The sequence below is a fragment of the Pseudomonas sp. B10 genome (assembly GCF_900156235.1).
GTDB classification, from domain to species: Bacteria; Pseudomonadota; Gammaproteobacteria; order Pseudomonadales; family Pseudomonadaceae; genus Aquipseudomonas; species Aquipseudomonas siliginis.
Genome location: NZ_LT707063.1, coordinates 296,059 through 320,391 on the forward strand (window position 1 = coordinate 296,059; position 24,333 = coordinate 320,391).

Annotated in this window: 19 protein-coding genes; 11 read left to right on the forward strand and 8 right to left on the reverse strand. The window is 60.3% G+C overall.

Translation table 11 applies throughout. The features are described from left to right. Positions 1-44 precede the first annotated feature (44 nt). Genes BXA01_RS01350 through BXA01_RS01370 form a run of 5 tightly spaced genes read left to right on the forward strand, consistent with a single transcriptional unit; the run spans position 45 to position 6,571 of the window. Positions 45-3,518: a response regulator gene (locus BXA01_RS01350; RefSeq protein WP_076562739.1), complete on the forward strand. Its 3,474-nt coding sequence runs from the start codon at positions 45-47 to the stop codon at positions 3,516-3,518. Then, entirely contained in the window at positions 3,518-4,351 is an 834-nt protein-coding gene (locus BXA01_RS01355; RefSeq protein WP_016774863.1) for a CheR family methyltransferase, read from the forward strand. Before BXA01_RS01350 ends, BXA01_RS01355 begins: the two co-directional genes overlap by 1 nt. Beyond that, entirely contained in the window at positions 4,348-4,941 is a 594-nt protein-coding gene (locus BXA01_RS01360; protein WP_076562741.1) for a chemotaxis protein CheB, read from the forward strand. The genes BXA01_RS01355 and BXA01_RS01360 overlap by 4 nt, the downstream gene beginning before the upstream one ends. Next, a complete protein-coding gene (locus tag BXA01_RS01365) occupies positions 4,935-6,149 on the forward strand; it encodes a hybrid sensor histidine kinase/response regulator (protein ID WP_076562743.1) in 1,215 nt (404 codons plus the stop codon). The genes BXA01_RS01360 and BXA01_RS01365 overlap by 7 nt, the downstream gene beginning before the upstream one ends. 44 nt (positions 6,150-6,193) lie before the next feature. After that, positions 6,194-6,571 (forward strand): response regulator, encoded by a 378-nt coding sequence (locus BXA01_RS01370; RefSeq protein ID WP_016774860.1) that lies wholly within the window; start codon positions 6,194-6,196, stop codon positions 6,569-6,571. Between the two features lie 40 nt (positions 6,572-6,611). On the opposite strand, the gene BXA01_RS01375 is transcribed toward BXA01_RS01370, so the two are convergent. From BXA01_RS01375 to BXA01_RS01385, 3 genes are all read right to left on the reverse strand, one after another. Continuing rightward, positions 6,612-8,282 carry an ATP-binding protein gene (locus BXA01_RS01375; RefSeq protein ID WP_076562745.1) on the reverse strand — a complete coding sequence of 557 codons (1,671 nt, stop codon included), beginning with the start codon at positions 8,280-8,282 and terminating at the stop codon, positions 6,612-6,614. Further along, complete coding sequence (locus tag BXA01_RS01380; RefSeq protein ID WP_076562747.1) at positions 8,279-9,781, reverse strand: ATPase domain-containing protein; 1,503 nt, start codon at positions 9,779-9,781, stop codon at positions 8,279-8,281. The genes BXA01_RS01375 and BXA01_RS01380 overlap by 4 nt, the downstream gene beginning before the upstream one ends. A 133-nt stretch (positions 9,782-9,914) precedes the next feature. Further along, positions 9,915-10,970 carry a tetratricopeptide repeat protein gene (locus BXA01_RS01385; protein WP_076562749.1) on the reverse strand — a complete coding sequence of 352 codons (1,056 nt, stop codon included), beginning with the start codon at positions 10,968-10,970 and terminating at the stop codon, positions 9,915-9,917. 170 nt (positions 10,971-11,140) lie between these two features. On the opposite strand from BXA01_RS01385, the gene BXA01_RS01390 reads away from it, so the two are divergent. Genes BXA01_RS01390 through BXA01_RS01400 form a run of 3 tightly spaced genes read left to right on the forward strand, consistent with a single transcriptional unit; the run spans position 11,141 to position 14,421 of the window. Next, the gene (locus BXA01_RS01390) at positions 11,141-13,276 is read left to right on the forward strand and encodes an FUSC family protein (RefSeq protein ID WP_076562751.1); all 2,136 of its coding nucleotides are present in this window, start codon (positions 11,141-11,143) and stop codon (positions 13,274-13,276) included. After that, positions 13,266-13,466 carry a DUF1656 domain-containing protein gene (locus tag BXA01_RS01395; RefSeq protein WP_016774855.1) on the forward strand — a complete coding sequence of 67 codons (201 nt, stop codon included), beginning with the start codon at positions 13,266-13,268 and terminating at the stop codon, positions 13,464-13,466. The genes BXA01_RS01390 and BXA01_RS01395 overlap by 11 nt, the downstream gene beginning before the upstream one ends. Before the next feature lie 25 nt (positions 13,467-13,491). Then, positions 13,492-14,421, forward strand: coding sequence for a biotin/lipoyl-binding protein (locus BXA01_RS01400; protein ID WP_412070891.1), 930 nt, complete (start codon positions 13,492-13,494; stop codon positions 14,419-14,421). A 202-nt stretch (positions 14,422-14,623) separates the two neighbouring features. Here the strand turns inward: BXA01_RS01400 and BXA01_RS01405 are convergent, their stop codons facing one another. From BXA01_RS01405 to mexE, 3 genes are read right to left on the reverse strand one after another with little or no spacing between them, the layout of a single operon-like run. Beyond that, positions 14,624-16,045: an efflux transporter outer membrane subunit gene (locus BXA01_RS01405; RefSeq protein ID WP_039761555.1), complete on the reverse strand. Its 1,422-nt coding sequence runs from the start codon at positions 16,043-16,045 to the stop codon at positions 14,624-14,626. Further along, complete coding sequence (locus BXA01_RS01410) at positions 16,042-19,233, reverse strand: efflux RND transporter permease subunit (protein WP_024013078.1); 3,192 nt, start codon at positions 19,231-19,233, stop codon at positions 16,042-16,044. Before BXA01_RS01410 ends, BXA01_RS01405 begins: the two co-directional genes overlap by 4 nt. A 15-nt stretch (positions 19,234-19,248) precedes the next feature. Continuing rightward, positions 19,249-20,502 (reverse strand): multidrug efflux RND transporter periplasmic adaptor subunit MexE, encoded by a 1,254-nt coding sequence (gene mexE / locus BXA01_RS01415; RefSeq protein ID WP_039761553.1) that lies wholly within the window; start codon positions 20,500-20,502, stop codon positions 19,249-19,251. 370 nt (positions 20,503-20,872) lie between these two features. On the opposite strand from mexE, the gene gcvA reads away from it, so the two are divergent. The 3 genes from gcvA to BXA01_RS01430 all read left to right on the forward strand — a co-directional run bounded on the left by gcvA (position 20,873) and on the right by BXA01_RS01430 (position 23,472). Then, positions 20,873-21,778 (forward strand): transcriptional regulator GcvA, encoded by a 906-nt coding sequence (gene gcvA, locus BXA01_RS01420; protein WP_076562754.1) that lies wholly within the window; start codon positions 20,873-20,875, stop codon positions 21,776-21,778. Positions 21,779-21,853: 75 nt separating this feature from the next. Then, on the forward strand, positions 21,854-22,681 hold the full coding sequence (locus BXA01_RS01425; protein WP_076562755.1) for a DMT family transporter: 828 nt from the start codon (positions 21,854-21,856) through the stop codon (positions 22,679-22,681). A gap of 29 nt (positions 22,682-22,710) precedes the next feature. Then, the gene (locus tag BXA01_RS01430; RefSeq protein ID WP_076562757.1) at positions 22,711-23,472 is read left to right on the forward strand and encodes an SDR family oxidoreductase; all 762 of its coding nucleotides are present in this window, start codon (positions 22,711-22,713) and stop codon (positions 23,470-23,472) included. Positions 23,473-23,550: 78 nt separating this feature from the next. Here the strand turns inward: BXA01_RS01430 and BXA01_RS01435 are convergent, their stop codons facing one another. After that, on the reverse strand, positions 23,551-23,931 hold the full coding sequence (locus tag BXA01_RS01435; RefSeq protein WP_076562758.1) for a type II toxin-antitoxin system RelE/ParE family toxin: 381 nt from the start codon (positions 23,929-23,931) through the stop codon (positions 23,551-23,553). A gap of 2 nt (positions 23,932-23,933) precedes the next feature. After that, positions 23,934-24,224 carry a type II toxin-antitoxin system ParD family antitoxin gene (locus BXA01_RS01440; RefSeq protein ID WP_076562760.1) on the reverse strand — a complete coding sequence of 97 codons (291 nt, stop codon included), beginning with the start codon at positions 24,222-24,224 and terminating at the stop codon, positions 23,934-23,936. Between the last annotated feature and the right edge of the window lie 109 nt (positions 24,225-24,333).

Consider the following 24,333-nt stretch of genomic DNA (forward strand, 5'->3'; position numbering starts at 1 on the left):
TGGGGCAAACTCTCGGGTTTTCAACAGTTCGACAAGGCTGCCCCATGTCCTCTCCGTCTTCGGTTGATGAACAACGGTTTCGAAAATTACTGAGTCGCAACGTCAGCCTGCCGCTGGGCGTCGGCGTGCTCAGTGCGGTGTTTTTCGTCTCGCTGATCACTTATTTACTGTCGGTCATCCAGTGGGTCGAGCACACCGACCGGGTGATCAATAACGCCAATGAGGCGGTGAAACTCACTGTCGATCTCGAAACCGGCATGCGCGGCTATCTGCTCAGCGGTGACGAGCACTTTCTCGACCCGTACGAAGTTGCCAAGCCGCGTATCGAGGTCGCTCTCAATACGTTGCTGGAGCTGACCGCCGATAATCCGGTGCAGACCGATCGCTTGCGCCGTTTGCAAGCCTTGCAGGTGGAATGGGCCAACTACGCGCAATCGATGATCGATCTGCAGCGCAGCAGCGGTGATTATCGAGGCGCGGTCAAGGCCGGGCGGGGCAAGCGCCTGACAGATGAAATCCGCAAGCAATTCGAGGACGTCATCGAGACCGAGCAAGTGCTGCGCGCCACGCGCAACGAGGATGTGCGTCGCACCACCATCTGGAGCATCACTCTTTATCTGATCTTCATCGTCGGGATCAGCGGTTTGCTGGCCTACATCGGCCGCCGTGATCTGCTCAACCTGTCGACCAATTACAGCGCCAACCTCGCCGCGCAGCTGGCCAGCGCTGAACGCCTGGAGAAGCAGGCGTGGCTGCGCAACGGCCAGACACAATTGGCCGAGCAGGTGTTGGGGCAACTGACGCTGAACCTGCTGGGGCGCAACATTCTGCAATTCTGTGCGCAATACCTTGGTACTGCCGTCGCCGCGCTTTATGTGCGCGAAGAACATGGCGGCCTCAAGCGCGTGGCGACTTATGGTTTCTCCCGCGAGCAGGAAGAGCTCAATCAAACGATCTACAGCGGCGAAGGCATCGTCGGCCAAGTGGCAGAACAGGCACGCCTGATCCGTCTCGACGCGGTCCCGGGCGACTATTTCAAAGTCAGCTCCGGGCTCGGTGCAGGTCTGCCGCACAGTGTGCTGGTGGTGCCGACCAGCGATGACGATCGGGTCAATGGCGTGATCGAGCTGGGTTTCCTGCGTCCGCTGTCCGAGCGCGACATCGAACTGCTGGAATTGATTGCCGGCAACATCGGCACCTCGATCGAAGCGGCGCGTTACCGTCAGCGCTTGCAGGAAGTGCTCGCCGAAACCCAGCAGCTCAATGAAGAGCTGCAAGTGCAGCAGGAAGAGCTGAAGACCGCCAACGAAGAGCTGGAAGAACAGTCGCGGATTCTCAAGGAATCCCAGGCGCATCTGGAAACCCAGCAGGTTGAGCTGGAGCAGACCAACGAGCAGCTCGCCGAGCAGCGCGATGCGATGGACAAGAAAAACACCGAGCTGAATCAGGCGCAGATCCAGCTTGAAGAGCGTGCCGAAGAGCTGCAACGCTCGAGCAAGTACAAGTCCGAATTCCTCGCCAACATGTCCCACGAACTGCGCACGCCGCTCAACAGTTCGCTGATTCTGGCCAAACTGCTGGCGGAAAACCCGCAGCAGAATCTGTCGGCGGAACAGGTCAAGTTCGCCGAATCGATCTATTCGGCCGGCAACGATCTGCTCAACCTGATCAACGACATTCTCGACATTTCCAAGGTCGAGGCCGGCAAACTTGAAGTGATTGCCGAAAACACCCGCGTCGATCGTCTGGTCGACGGCTTGCGCTCGATGTTCGAACCGTTGGCGGCGGACAAGAAACTGGCCTTCAGCGTCGAGGTTCAGCCGGACGCACCGGGCTTACTGTTCACCGACCGTCAGCGTCTGGAGCAGGTCATCAAGAACCTGCTGTCCAACGCGATCAAGTTCACCGAGCACGGCGCGGTCAGCCTGACCATCACCGCGCAGCCGAATGATCACATCGCCTTCAGCGTCAAGGATTCCGGGATCGGTATCGCCGCGGATCAGCAGGAAAGTATTTTCGAAGCGTTCCGTCAGGCGGATGGCACCACCAATCGCAAGTACGGCGGCACCGGCCTCGGCCTGTCGATCTCGCGGGATCTGGCGACGTTGCTGGGCGGTTCGATCAGCGTCGACAGCGTACCGGGGCAGGGCAGCACGTTCACCCTGGTGTTGCCGCGCCAGTATCACGAATTCGGTGAAACGCCGGCCGCGCCGCTGACCTTCCACCCGGCACCTGTGACGCCTGCGCCAGTTGCTGTTGCGGCTCCGCTGGCATCGGCGATTCCGGCAGTCATCCCGCGCTTTGCCGACGATCGCGACAAGGCACCGTTCGCCACCCGCTGCATTCTGGTGGTGGAGGACGAACCGAACTTCGCCCGTATCCTCTATGACCTGGCCCATGAGTTGGGCTACATGTGTCTGGTCGCCCACGGCGCTGACGAGGGTTACGACCTGGCCCGCGAATTCGTGCCGGATGCGATCCTGCTCGACATGCGCCTGCCGGATCACTCCGGTCTGACCGTGCTGCAACGTCTGAAAGAACGCGCCGAAACCCGGCACATTCCGGTGCACGTGATTTCCGTGGAAGACCGCGTCGAAGCCGCTATGCACATGGGCGCCATCGGCTACGCAGTGAAGCCGACCACCCGCGAAGAGCTCAAGGATGTGTTCGCCCGTCTCGAGGCCAAGCTGACGCAGAAGGTCAAACGCGTGCTGCTGGTCGAAGACGACGATCTGCAACGCGAAAGCATCGCGCGGCTGATTGGCGACGAAGACATCGAAATCACTGCCGTCGGCCTGGCCCAGGACGCCCTGGAATTGCTGCGCACGACCATCTACGACTGCATGGTCATCGATCTCAAGCTGCCGGACATGCTCGGCAACGATCTGCTCAAGCGCATGTCCACCGAGGACATCTGCTCGTTCCCGCCGGTCATCGTTTACACCGGACGCAATCTGACCCGCGATGAAGAGGCCGAACTGCGCAAGTATTCGCGCTCGATCATCATCAAGGGCGCACGCTCCCCGGAGCGGTTGCTCGATGAGGTCACACTCTTTCTGCACAAAGTCGAATCGCAGCTGTCCCATGAACGGCAGAAGATGCTCAAGACCGCGCGCAGCCGCGACAAGGTCTTTGAAGGTCGCAAAGTGCTGCTGGTAGACGACGATGTGCGCAACATCTTCGCCCTGACCAGCGCGCTGGAACACAAAGGCGCAGTCGTGGTGATCGGCCGGAATGGCCGCGAAGCGATTGAGAAACTTCATGAAGTCGAGGACATCGACCTGGTGCTGATGGACGTGATGATGCCGGAAATGGATGGCTTCGAAGCCACCAAGGAAATCCGCAAGGATCCGCGCTGGCGCAAGCTGCCGATCATCGCGGTGACGGCCAAGGCCATGAAGGACGATCAGGAGCGCTGCCTGCAAGCGGGCGCCAACGACTACCTGGCCAAGCCCATCGACCTTGATCGTCTGTTCTCGCTGATACGTGTGTGGTTACCGAAAATGGAACGCATCTAGTGGAACGCAGCAGTTCAGCCGAGCGCAACAGCGAAATCGAATTACGCTTGTTGATCGAGGCGATTTACCTGAAATACAGCTACGACTTTCGCGACTACTCCGGCGCTTCGATCAAGCGCCGGGTGCAGCACGCGCTGAGTCAGTTCGAGTGCGCGACCATCTCGGCCCTGCAAGAAAAAGTCCTGCACGACCCGACCGCGTTCATGCAGCTGCTGCAACTGCTGACGATCCCGGTCAGCGAGATGTTCCGCGATCCGTCGCACTTCCTGGCGATCCGCAACGAAGTGGTGCCGCTGCTGCGTACCTATCCGTCGCTGAAAATCTGGATTGCCGGCTGCAGCACGGGCGAGGAGGTCTATTCGATGGCGATTCTGCTGCGCGAGGAAGGCCTGCTCGACCGCACGATCATCTACGCCACCGACATCAACCCGCGCTCGCTGGAGAAGGCCAAGCAAGGGATTTTCTCCATGGAAAACGTCCGCGCCTACACTGCCAACTATCAGCAGGCCGGCGGTCAGCGTTCGTTTGCCGATTACTACACGGCAGCCTACGGCTACGCGATTTTCGACAAGAGCCTGTGCGAGAACGTGACATTCGCCGACCACAGCCTGGCCACCGACAGCGTGTTCTCCGAAACCCAGTTGATTTCCTGCCGCAACGTGCTGATCTATTTCAACAAGAAGTTGCAGGACCGGGCGTTCGGGCTGTTCCATGAATCGTTGTCGCATCGCGGCTTTCTGGTGCTGGGCAGCAAGGAAACCCTGGATTTTTCCAACTATTCGAACCAGTTCGAGGCGTTGGTCAAACAAGAACGGATCTACCGCAAATCATGAACGACACCCCGAGCCTGCCTCGCATCGAGGCCGTCGTGATCGGCGCCTCCGCAGGCGGTGTCGAGGCGTTGCTGACCCTGCTCGGGCCATTGCGCAAAGGCTATGTGCTGCCGATCATCATCGTTCTGCATCTGCCGGAAGAGCGCCGCAGTCATCTGGCCGAAGTGTTCTCCCGCCGCGTGGCGATGCCGGTCAAGGAAGCTGAAGACAAGCAGGACATTGAAGCCGGCACGGTGTATTTCGCCACGCCCGGTTATCACTTGTCGGTCGAAGCGGATCGCAGCCTGTCGCTGAGCCTGGAGGATCGCGTGCATCATTCGCGGCCGTCTATTGATTACCTGTTTGAATCGGCCGCTGACGTTTACGGCGAGACACTCGCCGCCGTGCTGCTGACCGGCGCCAATCACGATGGCGCGCGCGGGTTGGCCTGCGTCAAGCGCTGCGGCGGCCTGACCATTGTTCAAGACCCCGATGATGCACAAGTCGCCACCATGCCCCAGGCTGCACTGAACGTTCTGCAGCCGGATCATGTCCTACCCATTCACGGCATCGGCCGTCTGCTAGTCGAGCTGGAACGAATCGCATGCTGAGTAATATCCAAGCCAAACTGTTGATCGTTGACGATCTGCCAGAAAACCTGCTGGCGCTGGAAGCGCTGATCAAGCGCGAGGATCGCACGGTCTACAAGGCTCTGTCGGCGGACGAGGCACTGTCGCTGTTGCTGCAACACGAATTCGCCATGGCCATTCTCGACGTGCAGATGCCCGGCATGAACGGCTTCGAATTGGCCGAGTTGATGCGCGGCACCGAGAAGACCAAGAACATTCCGATCATTTTCGTCAGCGCCGCTGGCCGTGAACTCAACTACGCGTTCAAGGGCTACGAAAGCGGTGCGGTGGACTTCCTGCACAAGCCGTTGGACATTCATGCGGTGAAGAGCAAGGTCAACGTTTTCGTTGATCTGTATCGCCAGAGCAAGGCCATGAAACAGCAGGTCGAGGCGCTCGAGCAGGCCCGACGCGAGCAGGAAGCGCTGCTGCAACAGCTGCAAAGCACGCAGCTTGAGCTGGAACAGGCGGTGCGCATGCGCGATGACTTCATGTCCATCGTCGCCCACGAGGTGCGTACACCGCTCAATGGCCTGATTCTTGAAACCCAGCTGCGCAAGATGCACCTGTCCCGGGACAACGCCGCGGCGTTCACCCTCGACAAGATGCAGGCAATGGTCGACCGCGATGAGCGGCAGATCAAAAGCCTGATTCGCCTGATTGAAGACATGCTCGATGTCTCGCGAATCCGCACCGGCAAACTGTCGATCCGCCCGAGTCGTTTCGATCTGGTGCAACTGGTCAGCAATCTGCTGCAGAACTTTGCTCCGCAAATGGAAGCGGCAGAGACCAGTGTGTCCTTTGAAGCGCCCGTGCCGGTCGAAGGTTGCTGGGACGAGTTCCGCATCGAGCAAGTGGTGTCCAATCTGCTGACCAACGCTTTGCGTTATGGTGGTCGCAGCCCGATTCAGGTGCGCGTCTATCGCGAAGGCGAGGAGGCGCGGGTCGAAGTTCAGGACCACGGCATCGGCATCAGCGCCGAGAACCAGAAGCGTATTTTTCAGCAGTTCGAACGGGTGTCCGCCAAGACGGTGGTGGCCGGGCTCGGGCTGGGTCTGTTCATTTCCGAGCAGATCGTCGCCGCCCATGGCGGCTCCATCGTCGTCGAGAGTGAAATCAACGAAGGCGCCCTGTTTCGCGTTTGTCTGCCGATCCAGGAAAACGGCATATCCGACGCAACCTCTGAGTGACCACACGGTCGTATCAGCAGCTATTGACCGAACAAAGGCTTCCCATGAGCGTAGATGCGCAAGATGTAGTACTCGTCGTCGAAGACGAACCGGTTATCTTGATGGTCCTGACGGATTACCTGTCAGGGCAGGGCTATCGCGTGTTGCAAGCGGAAAATGGCGAGCAGGCTTTCGAGATCCTCGCCAGCAAACCTCACCTGGACATGCTGATTACCGATTTCCGCCTGCCGGGCGGGATCTCCGGCGTGCAGATCGCCGAGCCGGCAGTGAAGCTGCGACCGGACCTGAAAGTGATTTTCATCAGCGGCTACCCGCAGGAAATCCGTGAAACCGGAAGCCCGATCACCAGCAAGGCACCGATCCTGGAAAAACCGTTCGATCTGGATGTATTGCAGGAAAAGATTCAGGAATTGCTGGCCTGATTCTCATGCAGGAGCTGCTGAGCCTTCGGCAGCTCCTGATTCAGCTATTGATCATTTCGCGCACCTTGGCGGTGAGCAGATCAAAGGTGAAAGGCTTGGTGATCATCTGCATTCCCGAGTCGAGGAAGCCACCGCGCACCGCCGCGTGCTCGGCATAACCGGTGATGAACAACACTTTCAGACCTGGTCGGTATTGCCGACCAACCTCCGCCAGTTGACGACCGTTCATCCCCGGCAGGCCTACGTCGCTGATCAGCAGGTCGATGCGTTGCGTCGAATTGAGAATCGGCATGGCGCCGTCGGCATCACCGGCCTCGACGAACGCATAACCCAACTCACTGAGCACGGCGCTGACCAATACGCGCACCGCAGGGTCGTCTTCAACGATGAGTACGGTTTCGCCATCCATTGCATACGGAGCCTGCTGCGAATCCGAGACGGGAATTTCCACTTCCTCACCACGGAAACGCGGCAGATAGAGTTTTACCGTGGTGCCTTCATCGATTTCACTGTCGATCGACACATGCCCGCGTGATTGCTTGCTGAAGCCATAGATCATCGACAGTCCGAGGCCGGTGCCTTGGCCGATCGGCTTGGTAGTAAAGAACGGATCGAACGCGCGGCTGACCACACTCTGCGGCATGCCGCTACCGTTGTCAGTAACGCTGAGCATCACGTAATCGCCCGGCTCCAGATTGCTGTAAGCGGCGGTAAAGTCGCGATGCAGCACCTGGTTGCTGGTTTCCACCACCAGTTTGCCGCCCTCGGGCATCGCATCGCGGGCGTTAATGACCAGGTTGAGCAGGGCGCTTTCCAGTTGATTGGGATCGGCCTCGGCAACCCAGAGGTTGTCGTCCAGGCGCATTTCCAGATGAATGCTCTCATTGAGGCTGCGTTGCAGCAGCTCGCGCATCGACAGCACCAGCGTGTTCATCTGCACGGCTTTCGGGTCGAGGGATTGCCGACGCGAGAACGCCAACAAGCGGTGAGTCAGGCCGGCGGCGCGGTTCGCTGACGTCACACCAAGATCGATCAGGCTGTCGAGGTCTTCGGTGCGGCCCCGGGCCAGACGTCGGCGCAGCAGTTCCAGGCTACCGATGATGCCGGTGAGCATGTTGTTGAAGTCGTGAGCGATGCCGCCAGTGAGTTGGCCGACCGCTTCCATTTTCTGCGATTGGCGCAGCGCTTCTTCGTTGTGGCGAAGTTGTGCGGTGCGCTCTTCAACCTGTTGTTCGAGGGTTTCCAGAGTCGATTGCAGGCGTCGTTCGCTTTCACTCAGGTCGATCAGCCGATCGCGTGCTTCATATTGTCGTCGCCGCCCACGCAGGGCGGCGGAGACCAGACTGACCAGCGTCGCGGGATGGAAGGGGCGCTCGAGAAACGTCACGTTGCCCAGCAGGGTGCTGAGGCGCGACGGCGGCCCTTGTTCATCGCCGCCATGATGAGTCAGCAGGACAATTGGCATGTCCGACCACGCGGGCTGCTGGTCAAGGTAGGCGATTAGCCCTTCCAGTTCAGGTCCGCGCAGCGCTTCAGCAGCAATCACCAGCAGTCCGGCACCGACCTCCAGCTCGGTGCATAGAGCGCCGAGATTCGGCGCCACCATGCCGCCGTAGCCGGCTTCGTTGAGGATCATCAAAGCGATCTGGCTGTCGCGACCCATAGGCGCCAGCACCAGCACTCGCTCGGCCAACGGCGTGTTGACCGTCACAAGCTTTCATCCTCAAGCAACGGATTGCTCGCTCCCATGTAGGTCGGCACGCCACGCAGCACGCCCTGGAAGGATTCCAGCGGTTGGCCGATGGTCATGCCACGCGAGGAGATCCGGTATTCACGGATGGTCGACTCGTGGTTGCCGGTACGTTTCTTGATAATCGAGATCGCCCGGCGGACTTTGCCGAGGGCTTCGAAGTAGCGCAACAGAATCACCGTGTCGGCCAGGTAAGTGATGTCGACCGGTGCCTGCATATCGCCCACCAGACCGTGCTGGGCGACCGTCATGAAAGTCGCCGCGCCTTTGCGGTTCAGGTACAGCAGCAGCTCGTGCATGTGCAGCACCAGCGCGTTTTCTTCCGGCATCGCCGCTTGATAGCCGTTGATGCTGTCGATCACCACGGTTTTGATACCCAGCTCATCGACGCAACGCCGCACGCGATGGGACAACTCACCGGGAGACAATTCGGCGGCGTCTACTTGTTCGATCAGCAGATTACCGGTGGCCTGTAAGACTTTGAGGTCGATACCGAGATGACGCATACGTTCGAACAGCAGACCCAGCTCTTCATCGAAAATGAACAGCGCGGCTTTTTCGCCTCGGGCCACCGCTGCGGCGGCGAAGATCATTGAGATCAGCGATTTACCGGTACCGGCCGGGCCGAGAATCAGCGTGCTGGAGCCGGTCTCGATGCCGCCGCCGAGCAGGGCGTCCATTTGCGGTATGCCGCTGGACAGCTGCAGACGTGGGTAGTCGCCGCGATGTTCCGCCGCTACCAAGCGTGGAAAAACATGGACGCCGTCGCCCATGATGGTGAAGTCGTGGAAACCGCCACGGTATTTCTGACCGCGATACTTGACCACTCGAACGCGCCGACGCTCAGCGCCGTAGCTCGGTGTCAGCTCTTCAAGACGAATCACGCCGTGGGCGACACTGTGCACGGTCTTGTCGAGGGACTCGGTAGTCAGGTCGTCGAGCAGCAGGACGGTGGCGTCGTAGCGCACGAAGTAATGCTTGATCGCCAGAATCTGCCGACGATAGCGCAACGAGCTCTGCGCCAGCAGACGGATCTCCGAAAGACTGTCGAGCACTACGCGGGTCGGTTTGAAGCGTTCGACCACTTCGAAAATCTGCCTGGTCGCCTCGCCCAGTTCAAGGTCCGAGGAATACAGCAGACTTTGCTGGTGTTCGGCATTGAGCAGGCTTTCCGGCGGTGTCAGCTCGAAGATCTTGATGTTTTCGTTCAGCTCCCAACCGTGGGAGAGCGCACCTTGACGCAGTTCTTTCTCGGTTTCCGAGAGAGTGATGTACAGGCAGCGTTCCCCGGCCAGCGCACCGGCGCGCAGGAAATGCAACGCCACCGTGGTTTTGCCGGTCCCGGGTTCCCCCTCGAGCAAAAACACATGGCCGCGAGACAAGCCACCGGCAAGGATGTCATCCAGACCTACAATGCCGACGGCGGCCTTTGCACTGATCAACTCGTTTGATGTAGTCAAAAAACGCCCTCTTATGACTAGGGTAATCCGGCGGCTGGCTAGAGTGAGCCGCCTGAGTAACTTGACCTCACGGCGTGTTCACGGTTCCGCTTTTTCTTTTGACGGGCGGCCAATTGATCCCGCCTTGAATGGATTAAAGACCTTGCTGCAAGGCCGGGTCGTCCGGATTCAGTTGCTCCAGTTGCGCCAACAGGATCTGCACATTCTGCAGTTGGCCGCTTTCCTTCCAGTAGTTGATCAGCAACACCCGTGCCTTGCGGTCGGCGGGGTGGCGCTGGACGATTTCCTGTAGCTGTTTTTGCGCCGCTTCCAGTTCTTCCGCGCTGTGCAGCGTAGTGGCGAGGTCGTAGCGATAATCCTTGTTGTCCGGCTCCAGCTCGACGGCTTTGGACAGGCCGAGCAGGGCGTATTCGCGCTGGCCGTGGTGCAGCAGCCACAGGCCGAGGGCATGTTGCAGATAGGCCGAATCGGGCTGCGCCTTGAGCTGGCGGGCAAGCAACTGGCGAGCGGCATCGCTCTGGCCCTGGCGGTCGAGCACATCGATCTGCATGACCAGCGCCGCCAGGTTGCCCGGTTCCAGACGCAAGGTATTGTCCAACGCCTGTTGGGCCTTTTTGTATTCGGCGTTATGGATATAAAGACTGGCCAGTTGCGCATAGTTGGCGGCGCTTTCCGGCTGGCTTTCCAGTGTCTGCTGCCAGCCATCAATAGCCTGCTGCAGCGGTGCGAAGTACAAACCCAATTCATCCGGGCTCAGGCCGAGCAGGGCATTGATCGCGGCAAAACGGACAGTTTGTTCTTCATCATCGAGCAACGGTCCGAGCAGCAGACTGCGTTGCCCGCCGGGCACCAGACCGACGATGCTTTTGATCGCGGCGACGCGCACTTGCGGCGCTTCGTGATGCAGGTCGATGTCAGCCAGTTTCAAGGCCTGCGGGCTGGGGTAGTTGGGCAGCTCGCCGTGCAGCCAGACCCGGCGTTTGACCGAGATGTCCGGGCGGCCCAATTGCTGGTACAACTGGCGCGCCGCTCCTGGTTCACCGGTGCGCGCGGCGTTCAGCGCTTCGCTGTAGCCATGTTTGATAGCATCGGGAATGGTCGGTGTGTTGCTGCGCCATGACAGCCAGACGACGCCGAGGATCAGTACGAGGCCTAAGCCGATCAGCAGGTTGCGGCGGGACTGAGTCATGCGGGTTTCCGAAAGCTTCGAACTTGAGCAGAGCGGCAAGCTTCGTTCAGCTTGGCGCGTGAGTCAAACCGTTGCCAGCGAATCGTCCTACAACACGTGTCGACTGTGAAATCCGTCAGGCTTTTGCTGCAATGTCTACGCTTGCAGAAGTCGTTTTAAAGAGAGAGCCCATGTCTGCGCTGTACACCTATTTCAAAGCTTTGATCCATCCCGGTCAGGCTGTTCTGCTGTTTGCCCTGCGGACTATCGCCGCCGGGCTGTTGACGCTTTATCTGGCGTTCATTTTCGATCTCGAACAACCGAAGTGGTCGATCATGGCTGTGGTGATTGTCAGTCAGCCATTGGCAGGGATGGCCCTGGCGCGCAGTTTCGGCCAGGTGATCGGCACCACCGTGGGTGCCGCGGTGGCGGTGCTGATCATGGCGATTTTCCCTCAGGCGCCGCTGCCGTTCATCACGACATTGGCGTTGTGGCTGGCGCTGTGCACAGCGGGCGGCACCTTGCTGCGCTACACCAGTTCTCAGGCGTTCGTGCTCAGTGGCTACACCGCAGTGGTGGTGGCCTTGCTGGCGATTCCGGATCAGGAAGGGACGTTTTTGCTAGCGGTCACCCGCGTCACCGAAACCCTGCTGGCCGTTGCCTGCGTGTGCGTGGTGAGCCTGCTCACCGCCCGGCCTGAAGCAGTGGCCAAAGGTTATTTCGCCAAAATCGATCAGGTGATCAAACTGGCCGCCAGCCACGCCGCCGAAGTGCTTCGCACGGAAGAAAGCGAGGCCGATTTCCAGCGTCGGCAGATGCAACTGCTCGGCGAGATCAGCGCACTGGAGGGGTTGCGGCGCCATTTGTATTTCGATGCCCCACGTTTGCGCGATGCCGACAATCTGGTGTTGCTGCTGGGCAATCAACTGATGCTGCTGACGTCGCGACTGACCGCGCTACGGCATCAGCGCGAATTGCTCATCGAACGCTGGGAGGGCGATCTGCCGCTGGAGGTGCAGCAGCTGCGGGCCGAGGAACTGGCGTTGCTTGAGCAACTGGCGCAACAGGGCCGCGCGCTGTCTGGCGCCGATCGGCAACGTTTCGTGACCTTGCAGCAACAGTTCGAAGCGTTGGCGTACAAGGCCGAGCAGCAGACCGAGAACATGAGCGCGACCCTGCGTTCACTGGCCTGGGCGCTACGTTGGGAGCAGGCGCGCCTGTTGCAGCAACTGGAGCAGATTCTCGAACTGAGCGACGCCATTCAGGAAGGGCGCCCGGCCAGTTGCCTCTATCGCGGGCAGAGCAGTCCGTTGCATCTGGATTTCACCTTGGCCTCGATGAACGCCATTCGCGCCTTTACCGCGCTGTTGGTCAGCGGGTTGATCTGGATCGAAACGGCGTGGGATGGCGCGCGCGGCGGAATGATTCTGGTGGGAATTCTCTGCTCGCTGATGGCGACTTTTCCGCGTCCGCTGATGGCTGCGCAAAGCTATGCGCGAGGCTTGGGTCTGGCGCTGGTGGTGTCGGCGTTCTATCAATTCATGCTGGTGCCCGCGATCAGTGATTTCGAGCTGCTGGCCTTGCTGCTGGCGCCGCTGCTGTATGCCATTGCCGTGGGAATTTCCAGTCCGGCCACCGCCGGTATCGGCATGGGCCTTGGGCTGTCGAGTTTTCTCATGCTCGGACCGCAAAACACCGGCACTGGCCAGAATACGGCGATCCAATGGTTCGAATTCGCCGGCGCCTACGTCAGTGCAGCGATGCTGGCCCTGATCGTTTATGCGCTGATCTTCCCGTTCCGCCCGGCCTTGCGCATCCGGCGCCTGTACGGCGAAGCGCGGGAGCAGGTGTACCAACTGAGCAAAATGCCGGCCACCGATGAACAACAATTCGCTTTCGAGAGTCGGATGACCGATCGCCTGACCAGCATGCTCGGCCTGCTGCCAGCGGCAAACGATCGCGCCATGCAACGCTTGTATGAGATCAGCCTGGCTTGCGTAGCCCTGGGCGTGGCCATGCATCAACTGAGGCAGCAGGCGCAGAACAACGCGTTACTCACCGATGCGTTCGGCCAACGCCTGGCGTCGGCGTTGCGCAAGACTGGTCGTTTGGTTGCCGGTCGCGACGATGTCCAGCTTGCGGCGCTGCTGGCCACGTTGCACCAACTCGGAGATGAGCTGGACGAGTTGCACGCCGCCAGTCATGAACATTTATGGTCGGTTTTTCGCATGCGTGTGGCGCTGCTGATTGTGGTGTCGTTCCTCGAGCGCCACGGCGAACATTTGCAACCTCAAGCACTGGAAGGAGAACCGCAACTTGCCCATTGATTTCGAAATTGGCGGGGTTTATCTGCCGCCGATTGCCCAGGCTCTGTTACTGGCGATCCCGATTTTCATGTTGCTGGACTGGTGCTTGCGCCGCCTGGGCGTACTGCGCCTGGTGTGGCATGAAGCGCTGTTCGAAGGCGCGCTGTACGCCTGTGTCTGCGCCACGCTGATTCTATTGATGGGAGCCTGATGTCTTGAAAGCGCTAGTTGCACGAATGATGACCGTGGCAGTGGTGATCCTGGCCATCGTCCTCGGCTGGTTCGCCTGGGAGTATTACACCCGTGCGCCTTGGACGCGGGATGCTCGGGTGCGGGCGGATGTGGTGACGCTGTCGGCGGACGTTTCGGGGCGAATCGTCAAACTGGCGGTGCAGGACAACCAGCATGTCGACAAGGGCCAGTTGTTGCTGGAGATCGATCCGGCGCGCTATCAACTGGCGGTCGAACATGCCCGGCGCTCGGTGGAGGTGTCCAAGGCCTCGCTGGGGCAATCGCAAGCGGCAATCGTCGCCAGTGAAGCGTTGCTCAAACAACGGCAGAGCGAGGAGCGCCGGCGCCGCACGCTGAAGCAGGGCTTCGCCATTTCCGGTGAGGAATGGGAGAAGGCCAGTACCGACGTGGCGGTTGCCCAAGCGGATCTGCTGCGCAATCAGGCCAACCTCGGCTTGGCCGAAGCCAACGTGCAACTGGCAATTGCCGCGCTGACCCAAGCCGAACTGGACTTGCAGCGCACCCGCGTCGAATCGCCGGTCAGCGGTTATGTCACCAACCTGCTTACCCGCCAAGGTGATTACGCACAGGCGGGCGGGGCACTGCTGGCGCTGGTCGACAGCGATTCGTTCTACGTCAGCGGCTATTTCGAAGAAACCAAGCTGCCGCGAATCGCGGAGGGCGACCGGGTACGCATTCAATTGATGAGTGGTGAGCGCTTCGGCGGCACAGTGGAAAGCATCGCCTTCGCCATTGCCGACCGCGAAAACGCGCCGGGCAGTCGTCTGCTGGCGAACATCAACCCGAGTTACACCTGGGTGAAACTGGCGCAACGGGTGCCGGTGCGTATCGGCATCGATGGCGACTTTGCCGGCAAGCTTCGCCTGCGCGCCGGTACAACCGCCACCGTCACCGTCCTGGAGGAGCACCGCTGATCCCCCTGTGGGAGCGAGCCTGCTCGCGAAGGCGGATTATCAGCCACCGCTGATATGTCTGACCTGACGCTTTCGCGAGCAGGCTCGCTCCCACAAGAAACCCAGTGCTGCAGAAAGGCATAAAAAAACCCCGCGACCGAATGATACGCGGGGCAAAAAATTTGGTTGGTTGCGGCCAACCAAAGGAGCTCTTTAACAACCTTTACTTGCTGGCCACCGTCTCCGGTTGCCAGCCACCGCCGAGGGCCTTGTAGATCGCGACGATGCCGCGATACAGCTCGACTTCGGCCTGTGCCTGACTGTCTTCGGCGTTCAGGCGCTCACGCTGGGCGTCGAGCAGGACGAGGAAATCGGTGGTGCCTTCGCGATAACGGATTTCCGCCAGATCAGCGGCCTTGCGACTCGATTCGCTCTGACGGATCAGCGAAATCAAACGTTGCTGACGCTTGCCGTAATCGCTGAAGGCGTTTTCCGATTCTTCCAGAGCCAGCAGCACCTGTTGCTCGTAGTTGGCCAGCGCGCCTTCGGCGTCAGCATCGGCACCGCGCAAACGGGCGCGGACGCTACCCAGGTCAAATGCCGCCCAGGTGATGCTCGGGCCGAGCGCCCAGGCGTTGGCTGCCGAGGAACCGATCTGCGAGCCACGTCCGGCGGTCCAGCCGAGGAAGCCGCTGAGGCTGACCCGTGGGAACAGGTCGGCCTTGGCCACGCCGATTCGCGCAGTGGCCGAGGCCAATTGCCGTTCGGCGCTGAGGATGTCCGGACGACGTTGCAGCAGTTCACCCGGATCACCGATCGGCAACGCCTTGGCGATGGCCGGAAGATCTTTCGGGCTCAGGTCGACGGTCAGTTTGTCCGGGCGCTCACCGAGCAGGGTAGCGATACGGTTTTTCTGCCGAACCTGTTCCGCCTGCAACTGCGGCACGGTGGCTTCAACATTGGCCAGACGCGCATCGGCGCGCTCGACATCGAGCTGATCACCGACACCGGCGTCACGCAGGCTGATGGTGATCTTGCGCGACTCCTGCTGGTTGTTGAGGTTGGCCACGGCGATTTTTTCCCGCAGCTGGGCGCCGCGCAGTTGACCGTAGGCGTCTACCAGTTCGGCAATCATGGTGACTTGCAGCTGGTACAGATCGGCTTCGGCGGCCTGCTGGTCGGCATCGCTGGCTTCCAGATTGCGCTGGATGCGGCCGAACAGGTCGAGCTCCCAGGCCATGTCCAGACCGAGGTCATAGCGCTCGCTATTGACCCGGTCGGTGGTCTGGCCGGGAATCTGGCCCTTGCCCAAGTCGCTGCTGGCGCGGCTGGTGATGGTCGGCATCGCATCATTGCTGGCGTCGTCGCGGATCGCCCGAGCGGCTTTCCAGCGGGCGAACGCCACGCGCAGTTCACGGTTGCCTTGCAGCGACTGGCTCACCAACTGGTTGAGGGTCGGATCATCGAATTGCTGCCACCAGATGCCTTCGAATTTCGAACGGTCGAAGTTCTTTTGCCCTGCGGCGCCGTCGGTGGCGGTCGTGATGTTGGCCGCCTCCGTGGCTGGGGTCTTGTAGTCGGGGCCGACGGCGCAGGCGCTGAGGGCCAGCACCAGCAGACTCGGCAGGAAGACTTTCAGACTCATTGTTGCGCCTCCAGTGGCTTTTGAAGAGTGTGCGCCTTGGCTGCTTTGCGTTGTTCGCCGCGTTCGACAAAGTTACGGATCAGTACGTAGAACACTGGCGTCAGCAGCAGACCGAAGAAGGTCACCCCGAGCATCCCGGAGAACACCGCCACACCCATGGCGTGACGCATCTCGGCACCGGCACCGCTGGAGAACACCAGTGGCACCACACCCATGATGAACGCGAACGAGGTCATCAGGATCGGCCGCAGACGCAGGCGGCAGGCTTCCAGTACCGCAGCGAGCGGGTCGAGGCCTTCTTCCTGTTTGTCCTTGGCGAACTCGACGATCAGAATCGCGTTTTTACAGGCAAGTCCCACCAGTACGATCAAGCCGATCTGGGTGAAGATGTTGTTGTCACCGCCGGAGATGATCACACCGGTGATGGCCGACAGCAGGGTCATCGGTACGATCAGGATTACCGCCAGTGGCAGGCTCCAGCTTTCGTATTGTGCGGCGAGCACCAGGAACGCCAGCAGTACGCAGAGCGGGAACACGAACAGCGCGGTGTTGCCGGACAGAATCTGCTGGTAGGTCAGGTCGGTCCACTCGTAGGTCATGCCGTTCGGAAGTTCTTCCTTGAGCAGTTTCTCGATGGCTTTTTCCGCCTGGCCAGAGCTGTAGCCCGGGGCTGCGGCACCGTTGATTTCAGCGGTGATGAAGCCGTTGTAGTGCATCACCCGATCCGGCCCCGAGGTGTCGCTGACCTTGATGAAGGTCGCCAGCGGGATCATTTCGCCTTTGTTGTTGCGTACTTTCAGCTGACCAATCTGATCGGATTCAAGGCGGAACTGCTGTTCGGCCTGAACGTTGACCTGATAGGTGCGCCCGAAGCGGTTGAAGTCGTTGGCATACAGCGAGCCCAGATAGATCTGCAGGGTGTCGAAGATGTCGCTGACGGCCACGCCGTGGGTCTTGGCTTTTTCACGGTCGATGGCGGCATCGACCTGCGGCACGTTCACCGTGTAGCTGGTGAACAGGCCGGCCAGTTCCGGCACGTTGTGGCTCTTGTTGATGATGTTCATGGTTTCTTTGTACAGCTCGTCGTAGCCCAGGTTGCCCCGGTCTTCGATTTGCAGGCGGAAACCACCAATGGTGCCCAGACCTTGTACCGGCGGTGGCGGGAAGATCGCCATGTACGCTTCCTGAATGTTCGCGTACTGGCCGTTCAAGGCGCCGGCAATCGCGCCGGCGGACATGCTCGGGTCTTTACGCTCGTCGAACGGTTTCAGCGTCACGAAGACGATGCCGGCGTTCGGGCTGTTGGTGAAACCGTTGATCGACAGGCCCGGGAACGCTACGGCGCTTTCCACGCCCGGCTGTTTCAGCGCGAGGTCGGACATGCGCTTGATCACGTCTTCGGTGCGATCCAGGCTCGCGGCATCCGGCAATTGCGCGAAGGCCACCAGGTATTGCTTGTCCTGGCCGGGTACGAAACCGGTCGGCGTGCTGGAGAAACCGAAGAAGGTCAGCACCATCAGGCCTGCATACACGAGCAGGGCGATGCCGCTGCTACGGATGACCCGGCGCACGGTGCCGACGTAGCCATGGCTGGCGCGATCGAAGAAGCGGTTGAACGGACGGAACAGCCAGCCACCGAAGATTCTGTCGAGCACTTTCGAGAAACGGTCTTTCGGCGCGTCGTGGCTTTTCAGCAACACAGCAGCCAGCGCTGGCGACAGGGTCAGCGAGTTGAACGCCGAGATCACTGTAGAGATCGCGATAGTCAGTGCGAACTGTTTGTAGAACTGCCCGGTGAGGCCGGAAATGAATGCCGCCGGAATGAACACCGCACACAGCACCAGTGCGGTGGCCACGATCGGCCCGGTCACTTCACGCATGGCGCGCTTGGTCGCTTCGACCGGCGTCAGTCCGAGTTCGATGTTCCGTTCGACGTTTTCCACCACGACGATGGCGTCGTCCACCACAATACCGATGGCCAGCACCAAGCCGAACAGCGACAGGGCGTTGAGCGAAAAGCCGAACAGGTGCATGACCGCAAACGTACCGATCAACGATACCGGCACCGCCACCAACGGAATGATCGAGGCGCGCCAGGTCTGCAGGAACAGAATCACCACCAGCACCACGAGGATCAGCGCTTCGAACAGGGTGTGCACCACCGCCTCGATCGAGCCACGAACGAAGATCGTCGGGTCATACACGATGCTGTAGTCCATGCCCTGCGGGAAGCCTTTCTTCAGCTCTTCCATCTTGCCGCGCACTTCGTTGGAAATGTCGATGGCGTTGGAACCGGGACGCTGGAAGATCGGGATCGCCACCGCCGGCTGATTGTTCAGCAGCGAGCGCAAGGCGTATTGACTGGAACCCAGTTCAATGCGTGCAATGTCCTTCAGGCGAGTGATCTCACCGTCGTCGCCTGCGCGAATGACGATGTTCTCGAACTCTTCTTCGGAAACCAGACGGCCTTGGGTGTTGACCGACAGCTGGAAACTTTGCGCGGTCGGGGCAGGGGGCGCGCCCAGTTGACCGGCGGCGACCTGACGGTTCTGTTCGCGAATCGCGGTCACCACATCGGTGGCGGTCAGATTGCGTGAAGCGGTCTTGTTCGGGTCAAGCCAGACGCGCAACGAGTAGTCGCCCATACCGAACAACTGCACGTCACCGACACCACCGAGGCGAGCAAGCTCATCCTTGATATTGAGGATCGCGTAGTTGGACAGGTACAGCATGTCGTAGCGCTTGTCCGGTGAGGTCAAGTGCACAACCATGGTCAGGTCGGGCGATGCCTTGTCGACGGTGATACCGATGCGCGTTACTTCCTCGGGAAGCTTCGGCTCGGTTCGGGTTACCCGGTTCTGCACCTGCACCTGCGCGTTGTCCAGGTCAGTGCCCAGGGCGAAGGTGATGGTCAGGGTGATCTTGCCGTCAGCGGTCGATTGCGAGGACATGTACAGCATGTTCTCGACGCCGGTGATCGCCTGCTCCAGAGGAGCGGCCACGGTTTCACCGATGACTTTGGGGTTGGCGCCCGGGAAGTTGGCGCGCACGACCACGGTCGGTGGCACGACTTCCGGGTATTCGCTGATCGGCAACTGGAACAGCGAGATCGCGCCGGCGATCAGGATCAACAGCGACAGTACCGCTGCGAAGATCGGCCGGGAAATGAAGAATTGGGAAAAATTCATCGGAGTTGTCGTCCCTTAACCGCGTGGGGTCGTAGCAGCCAGCTTCGCAGCCGAACCCGATGCACCCTTGGCAGGGGCAACTTTGGGCAGGTTGCTGGCTTCCAGCGCTTGACGTTGTTGAGCGAGGGCGGCGAGGGTCTGCTCGCTGGCCATCGGAATCACCTCAGGGGTGACCGGTGAGCCAGGACGAACCCGTTGCAAGCCCTTGACGATGATGGTGTCGTCCTTGTTCAGACCGTTGCGGACGATGCGCAGGCCTTCAATCTTCGGACCGAGTTCGACGGCGCGGTAGGCGGTCTTGTTGTCGCCATCCATCACCAGCACGAACTTCTTGCCCAGGTCAGTGCCCACGGCTTCGTCATTGATCAGCATGGCGTTGTAGGTGCCGCTGCCGACCAGTTTCAGCCGTGCGTACAAGCCCGGGGTGTAGGTGCCGTCAGCGTTGTCGAAGACTGCGCGACCACGGATGGTGCCGGTTTTCGGATTGACCTGGTTGTCGACGAAGTTCATCTGGCCGAGGTGCGGGTTGCCGTCTTCGTTGGACAGGCCCATGTACACCGGCGTAGTGGCGCCACGCTGGCCGTTGCGGGCCAGTTGGGTGTATTTGAGGAACACGCGTTCGTCGGCGTCGAAGTAGGCGTAGACCTTGTCGGTGGAGACGACGCTGGTCAGTGCGGTGGTGTCGGCGGTCACCAGGTTGCCGGCAGTGATTTCGGCGCGGCTGACGCGGCCGCTGATCGGTGCGGTCACACGGGTGAAGCTCAGATTCAGTTTGGCCAGGTCCAGTTGTGCCTGCAGGGCACCGACGGCGGCGCGGGCCTCTTGGGCAGCGCTGGTGCGCGAGTCGGCCAGTTCAGCGGAAATGGCGTTGCTGGTACGCAGACGTTCACCGCGAGCGGCTTCGTTTTCGCTGCGAGTGGCGGTGGCGCGGGCTTGAGCAACCAGCGCTTCGAGGCGGCGTACCTCGGCCTGGAACGGACGCGGGTCGATCTGGAACAGCAGGTCACCTTTCTTGACCAGCGCGCCTTCGGTGAACGCGACCTGATCAATCTGGCCCGATACCCGTGGCCGGATTTCAACGGTTTCCGGCGCTTCGAGGCGCCCGGTAAATTCGTCCCACTCGTTGACCGGTTGTTCCAGCACCTTGGCCACACTGACTTTGGCAGCGGGCGGGGCGCCGGCAGTCTCCGGAGTTTTGCCGCAGGCGCTCATCACCAGTACGGCCAGCATGGCCAACGGGAAGCGCAAATGTTTGAGTGATTGTTCCATGGATGCAATCCGCCGAAGTATTGAAGATGGGCGGATGATGCTCGGCGCGGGTGTGATGGCACGAATCGAATGAAGCAAAGGTAACTATCATTCGGAATGATATAAGAGCCTAGGCAGCCCTCTAGCATGCACCTTTCGTTAGGGGGCTAACAATCGGCCTGAAAGCAATTCTGTGTTGCTTGATCTGCAATGATTGCGACCGACGCTGCGCGCGGAGGATTATCCGGCGATTAAATACCTCGCTGTTACCAGCACCTCGCCCACTTGCCGGAGCAATACGCCAATATCGCGGAACGGGCAACCAAGGGAGTTTCGCTCTAACATGAGCGTAACCTCATGCTCTGACATTTACCGTCCCCGGATCATATTTATGCGCGACCTGCCCCCGACCGCGACCCTGCGGGCTTTCGAAGTGGCCACCCGGCACCCGACGTTCACCGCTGCCGCTCAAGAACTGCACGTGACCCAGAGCGCCGTCAGTCACCAGCTCCGGCACCTCGAAGAACTTTGGGGCTTGCAATTGTTCGAGCGCGGCAAGGCGTTACGCCTTACAACAGCGGGGGCGACGCTGGCGCCGATCGTGCGCGAATTTTTCATCAGCCTTGAAGCAACGCTGGAGGATCTGCGCGAGCAAAAGGACAGGGTTCGCCTGACTGTCAGCACCACCTATTCGTTCGCGTTGAAGTGGCTGCTGCCACGCTTGCCGAACCTGTCGCGCCTGCACCCGGAGCTGTTGGTGTCGCTGGATACCACGGACAAGATCATCCACTTCGCCAATGGCGAAGCCGATGTCGCAATCCGCTTGGGCAAGGGCAATTACCCCGGCCTGTATTCAGAGTTCCTGTTCGGCGAACAGGTGTTTCCCGTGGCCAGCCCCGAACTGCTGCAGCGCGTCGGCAGGCCGGGCAGTCCCGCGGAGTTGCTGCAGATGCCGTTACTCATTCGCGACGGCGCCGAGTTGGCGCCGAAATGGGAGGTGTGGTTTCAGTCCGTCGGGCTGGAGTTTTTACCGCTGCGCGAAGGCGTCAGGTTTGGTGATACCAACATGACGGTGGAAGCTGCGTTGCTCGGCCAGGGCGTTGCATTGGTGCGCAGCGGCCATGTCGAAAACGAAATCGCCGATGGCCGTCTGGTGAGGCTGTTCGATGTGCCGTTCACTTCGCCGCTTGCTTATTATTTCGTCTGTCCCAAAGGCATCGAAGCCCAGCCGCACATCCTCAGATTTCGTCAATGGTTGCTCAGTGAAGCGCTGAAGGTGCAGAGCGCACAGCGCTGAAATATGAGCAATTGCTCACGGTGTAATGAGGAGACTTCACTGTAAGGCCGATGCCAGGGATGCTTAGAATGCTGCATGCCAATCCATCTCGTACTCCTCGTTCTGTTCGCCGCGCTCCTGCACGCCAGCTGGAACGCGCTACTGCGCGGTGGCGCCGATCGGCTCTGGTCGATGACGATGATGTGCGTGGCCATCGCCCTCGTCTGCGCCTTCGCCGCCGTTTTCATGGTCCCGCCTGCACCTGAGAGCTGGGGGTATGCGCTGCTCTCGGCACTGCTGCATGTCGGCTACAACCTGTTTCTGGTGCGCAGCTATCGGGTCGGCGATCTAGGGCAGATCTATCCGATTTCCCGTGGGTCGTCGCCAGCGCTGATCACCCTCGGCGCCGCGCTGTTTGCCGGCGAAACCATAACCCCCGGCGAACTGCTCGGCATTGGTCTGGTGTCCGGGGGGATCATTTCGTTGGCGTTCCGAGGGCGCAGCCTGTCGGTGCCGAGCCTGCCGTATGCGCTGGGCACCGGTTGTTTCATCGCCGCCTACAGCGTCGTCGATGGCATTGGCGCCAGGCTTTCCGGTGCGCCGCTCGCGTACACGGTGTGGATGAGCGCCCTGTGGGGTGTGTTGATGCCATTGGTGTATATCGGCCTGCGCGACGCCCGCAGTCTGTTTTCCGTACGGCCCGGCATGCTCGCCGCTGTGGGCGGCGGACTGGTTTCCTTACTGGCTTACGCAATCGTTATCTATGCGATGAACGAAGCGCCACTGGGCGCGGTGTCGGCCCTGCGCGAAACCAGCGTGCTGTTCGCGGCATTGCTCGGCTATTTGTTCCTCGGTGAAAAGCTCACCGTCCGCAGGATGCTGGCATGCGTGGTCATCGCCAGCGGCGCCATCATCATCGGCTGACATAGGCCAACTGCTCAGGAGAACGTCGCATGGATAAAGTCTCGCAAGCACCGCTGATTCTGATCACCGGCGGCAGTCGCGGAGTCGGCGCCGCCACCGCCCGACTCGCTGCCGCGCAAGGCTACGACGTCGCCATCAGCTACGTCGCCAACGAGTCTGCCGCTCTTGAGGTGGTGGCGGATATCGAAGCGTTGGGGCGCAAAGGCCTCGCGGTGCGTGCTGACAGTGCTGACCCCGAGCAGGTTGCTGAACTTTTCTCGACCCTCGATCGCTCATTTGGACGGATCGACGTTCTGGTCAATAACGCAGGCGTTCTGGCAAAACAGTCACGCATGGAGAACCTGAGCTTCGAACGCATGCAACGCATCTTCGCGGTCAATGCTCTGGGACCGATCCTGTGCGCGCAGCAAGCGGTGAAGCGCATGGCTTACCGGCACGGCGGCACAGGTGGGGCAGTGATCAACGTTTCTTCTGCCTCGGCGCGCCTAGGCAGCGCGAATGAATACGTCGACTACGCAGCATCGAAAGGCGCGCTGGAAACTTTCACCATCGGCTTTGCCAAAGAAGTCGCGCGCGAGGGAATTCGGGTCAACTGCATTCGCCCCGGGCACATCTATACCGACATGCACGCCAGCGGCGGCGAACCGGGGCGGGTGGATCGCGTGAAGGACTCGATCCCGATGGGGCGGGGCGGTCAGCCGGAAGAGGTGGCGCGGGCCATCTTGTGGCTGGCCAGCGCGGAGGCCTCGTTTGTCACGGGTACTTTTCTGGATGTGACTGGCGGCAAGTGATTCGGGTCGGGAAAGAGACTAAAGGGTTTTCAGGGTCGAGATTCAGAGGGGGCGCCTGATCTTCCTGTTCTTGGCCAGTCAGGTCATGGGATCAGGTCGCTGATCAGTCGCAGGCAAGTGCAAATGCGCTTCCATGGCGTCATGAAGGAGTCTGACGACCTCGATCACGTCGTCATTTGCCACGCGATAGAACACGATATGGCGCGGGCTCTTGACCGTTCCATGAGTGGGTTTCGCCTGCTGGCGTGAATAGATGAGGTGATAGCTGCGGAGGCCTGGTGCAAGCTCATCGCGGTCATGGCTGCCAATGCGATAAGGCTTGTCGGCCAGCGCTTGCAGCGCTGCAAGGATCAGCGCTTGGTAGCGCTGGCGGGCTTGGTCGCCGAACTGGGTATGGGAGAGTCTGAGTATGTCGACAATGTCAGCGCGCGCGGGGTTGGAAATCCGATATCGCGGCATCCTCAGTGTTTCTCGCGCGCGGGGAGGGTAGCCTCCTGGCTCAAGCCTTCAAGGTAATGTTCCAGATCCCCTTCGTTCACCTGAGTAAACCGCCCACGCTCAAGATCCATGATGCCGATCGAGGTCGCCTGACGCAGTGCCTCGATTTTGGCGGTATCTTCGGCGACGCGCTGCTCCAACAGCCGCAAGCCTTCGCGCATTACCTCACTGGCATTCTGATACCGGCCTGACTGGACAAGGTCATGAATAACCTGTTCCTGGTGAGGAGTGAGCACTACGTTTCGGGTCGCCATAATTATCTCCAGTGCTGGCCAAACCGGTACTTACGAACATTGGCATATTATGCCAATTTGCCCGTCCGGACATTGATTCGGGATCTGATTCCGACGGGGTGCGTTCTAC

What these genes read in the sequence shown, in the direction of transcription:
- BXA01_RS01435 (WP_076562758.1), bottom strand. Translation starts at nt 23,931, where the DNA reads ATGCCGCGATATCGGATTTCCAACCCCGCGCGCGCTGACATTGTCGAC.
- BXA01_RS01360 (WP_076562741.1), top strand. Translation starts at nt 4,348, where the DNA reads ATGAACGACACCCCGAGCCTGCCTCGCATCGAGGCCGTCGTGATCGGC.
- mexE (WP_039761553.1), bottom strand. Translation starts at nt 20,502, where the DNA reads ATGGAACAATCACTCAAACATTTGCGCTTCCCGTTGGCCATGCTGGCC.
- BXA01_RS01440 (WP_076562760.1), bottom strand. Translation starts at nt 24,224, where the DNA reads ATGGCGACCCGAAACGTAGTGCTCACTCCTCACCAGGAACAGGTTATT.
- BXA01_RS01425 (WP_076562755.1), top strand. Translation starts at nt 21,854, where the DNA reads ATGCCAATCCATCTCGTACTCCTCGTTCTGTTCGCCGCGCTCCTGCAC.
- BXA01_RS01430 (WP_076562757.1), top strand. Translation starts at nt 22,711, where the DNA reads ATGGATAAAGTCTCGCAAGCACCGCTGATTCTGATCACCGGCGGCAGT.
- BXA01_RS01410 (WP_024013078.1), bottom strand. Translation starts at nt 19,233, where the DNA reads ATGAATTTTTCCCAATTCTTCATTTCCCGGCCGATCTTCGCAGCGGTA.
- BXA01_RS01365 (WP_076562743.1), top strand. Translation starts at nt 4,935, where the DNA reads ATGCTGAGTAATATCCAAGCCAAACTGTTGATCGTTGACGATCTGCCA.
- BXA01_RS01385 (WP_076562749.1), bottom strand. Translation starts at nt 10,970, where the DNA reads ATGACTCAGTCCCGCCGCAACCTGCTGATCGGCTTAGGCCTCGTACTG.
- BXA01_RS01405 (WP_039761555.1), bottom strand. Translation starts at nt 16,045, where the DNA reads ATGAGTCTGAAAGTCTTCCTGCCGAGTCTGCTGGTGCTGGCCCTCAGC.
- BXA01_RS01350 (WP_076562739.1), top strand. Translation starts at nt 45, where the DNA reads ATGTCCTCTCCGTCTTCGGTTGATGAACAACGGTTTCGAAAATTACTG.
- gcvA (WP_076562754.1), top strand. Translation starts at nt 20,873, where the DNA reads ATGCGCGACCTGCCCCCGACCGCGACCCTGCGGGCTTTCGAAGTGGCC.
- BXA01_RS01400 (WP_412070891.1), top strand. Translation starts at nt 13,492, where the DNA reads ATGATGACCGTGGCAGTGGTGATCCTGGCCATCGTCCTCGGCTGGTTC.
- BXA01_RS01370 (WP_016774860.1), top strand. Translation starts at nt 6,194, where the DNA reads ATGAGCGTAGATGCGCAAGATGTAGTACTCGTCGTCGAAGACGAACCG.
- BXA01_RS01390 (WP_076562751.1), top strand. Translation starts at nt 11,141, where the DNA reads ATGTCTGCGCTGTACACCTATTTCAAAGCTTTGATCCATCCCGGTCAG.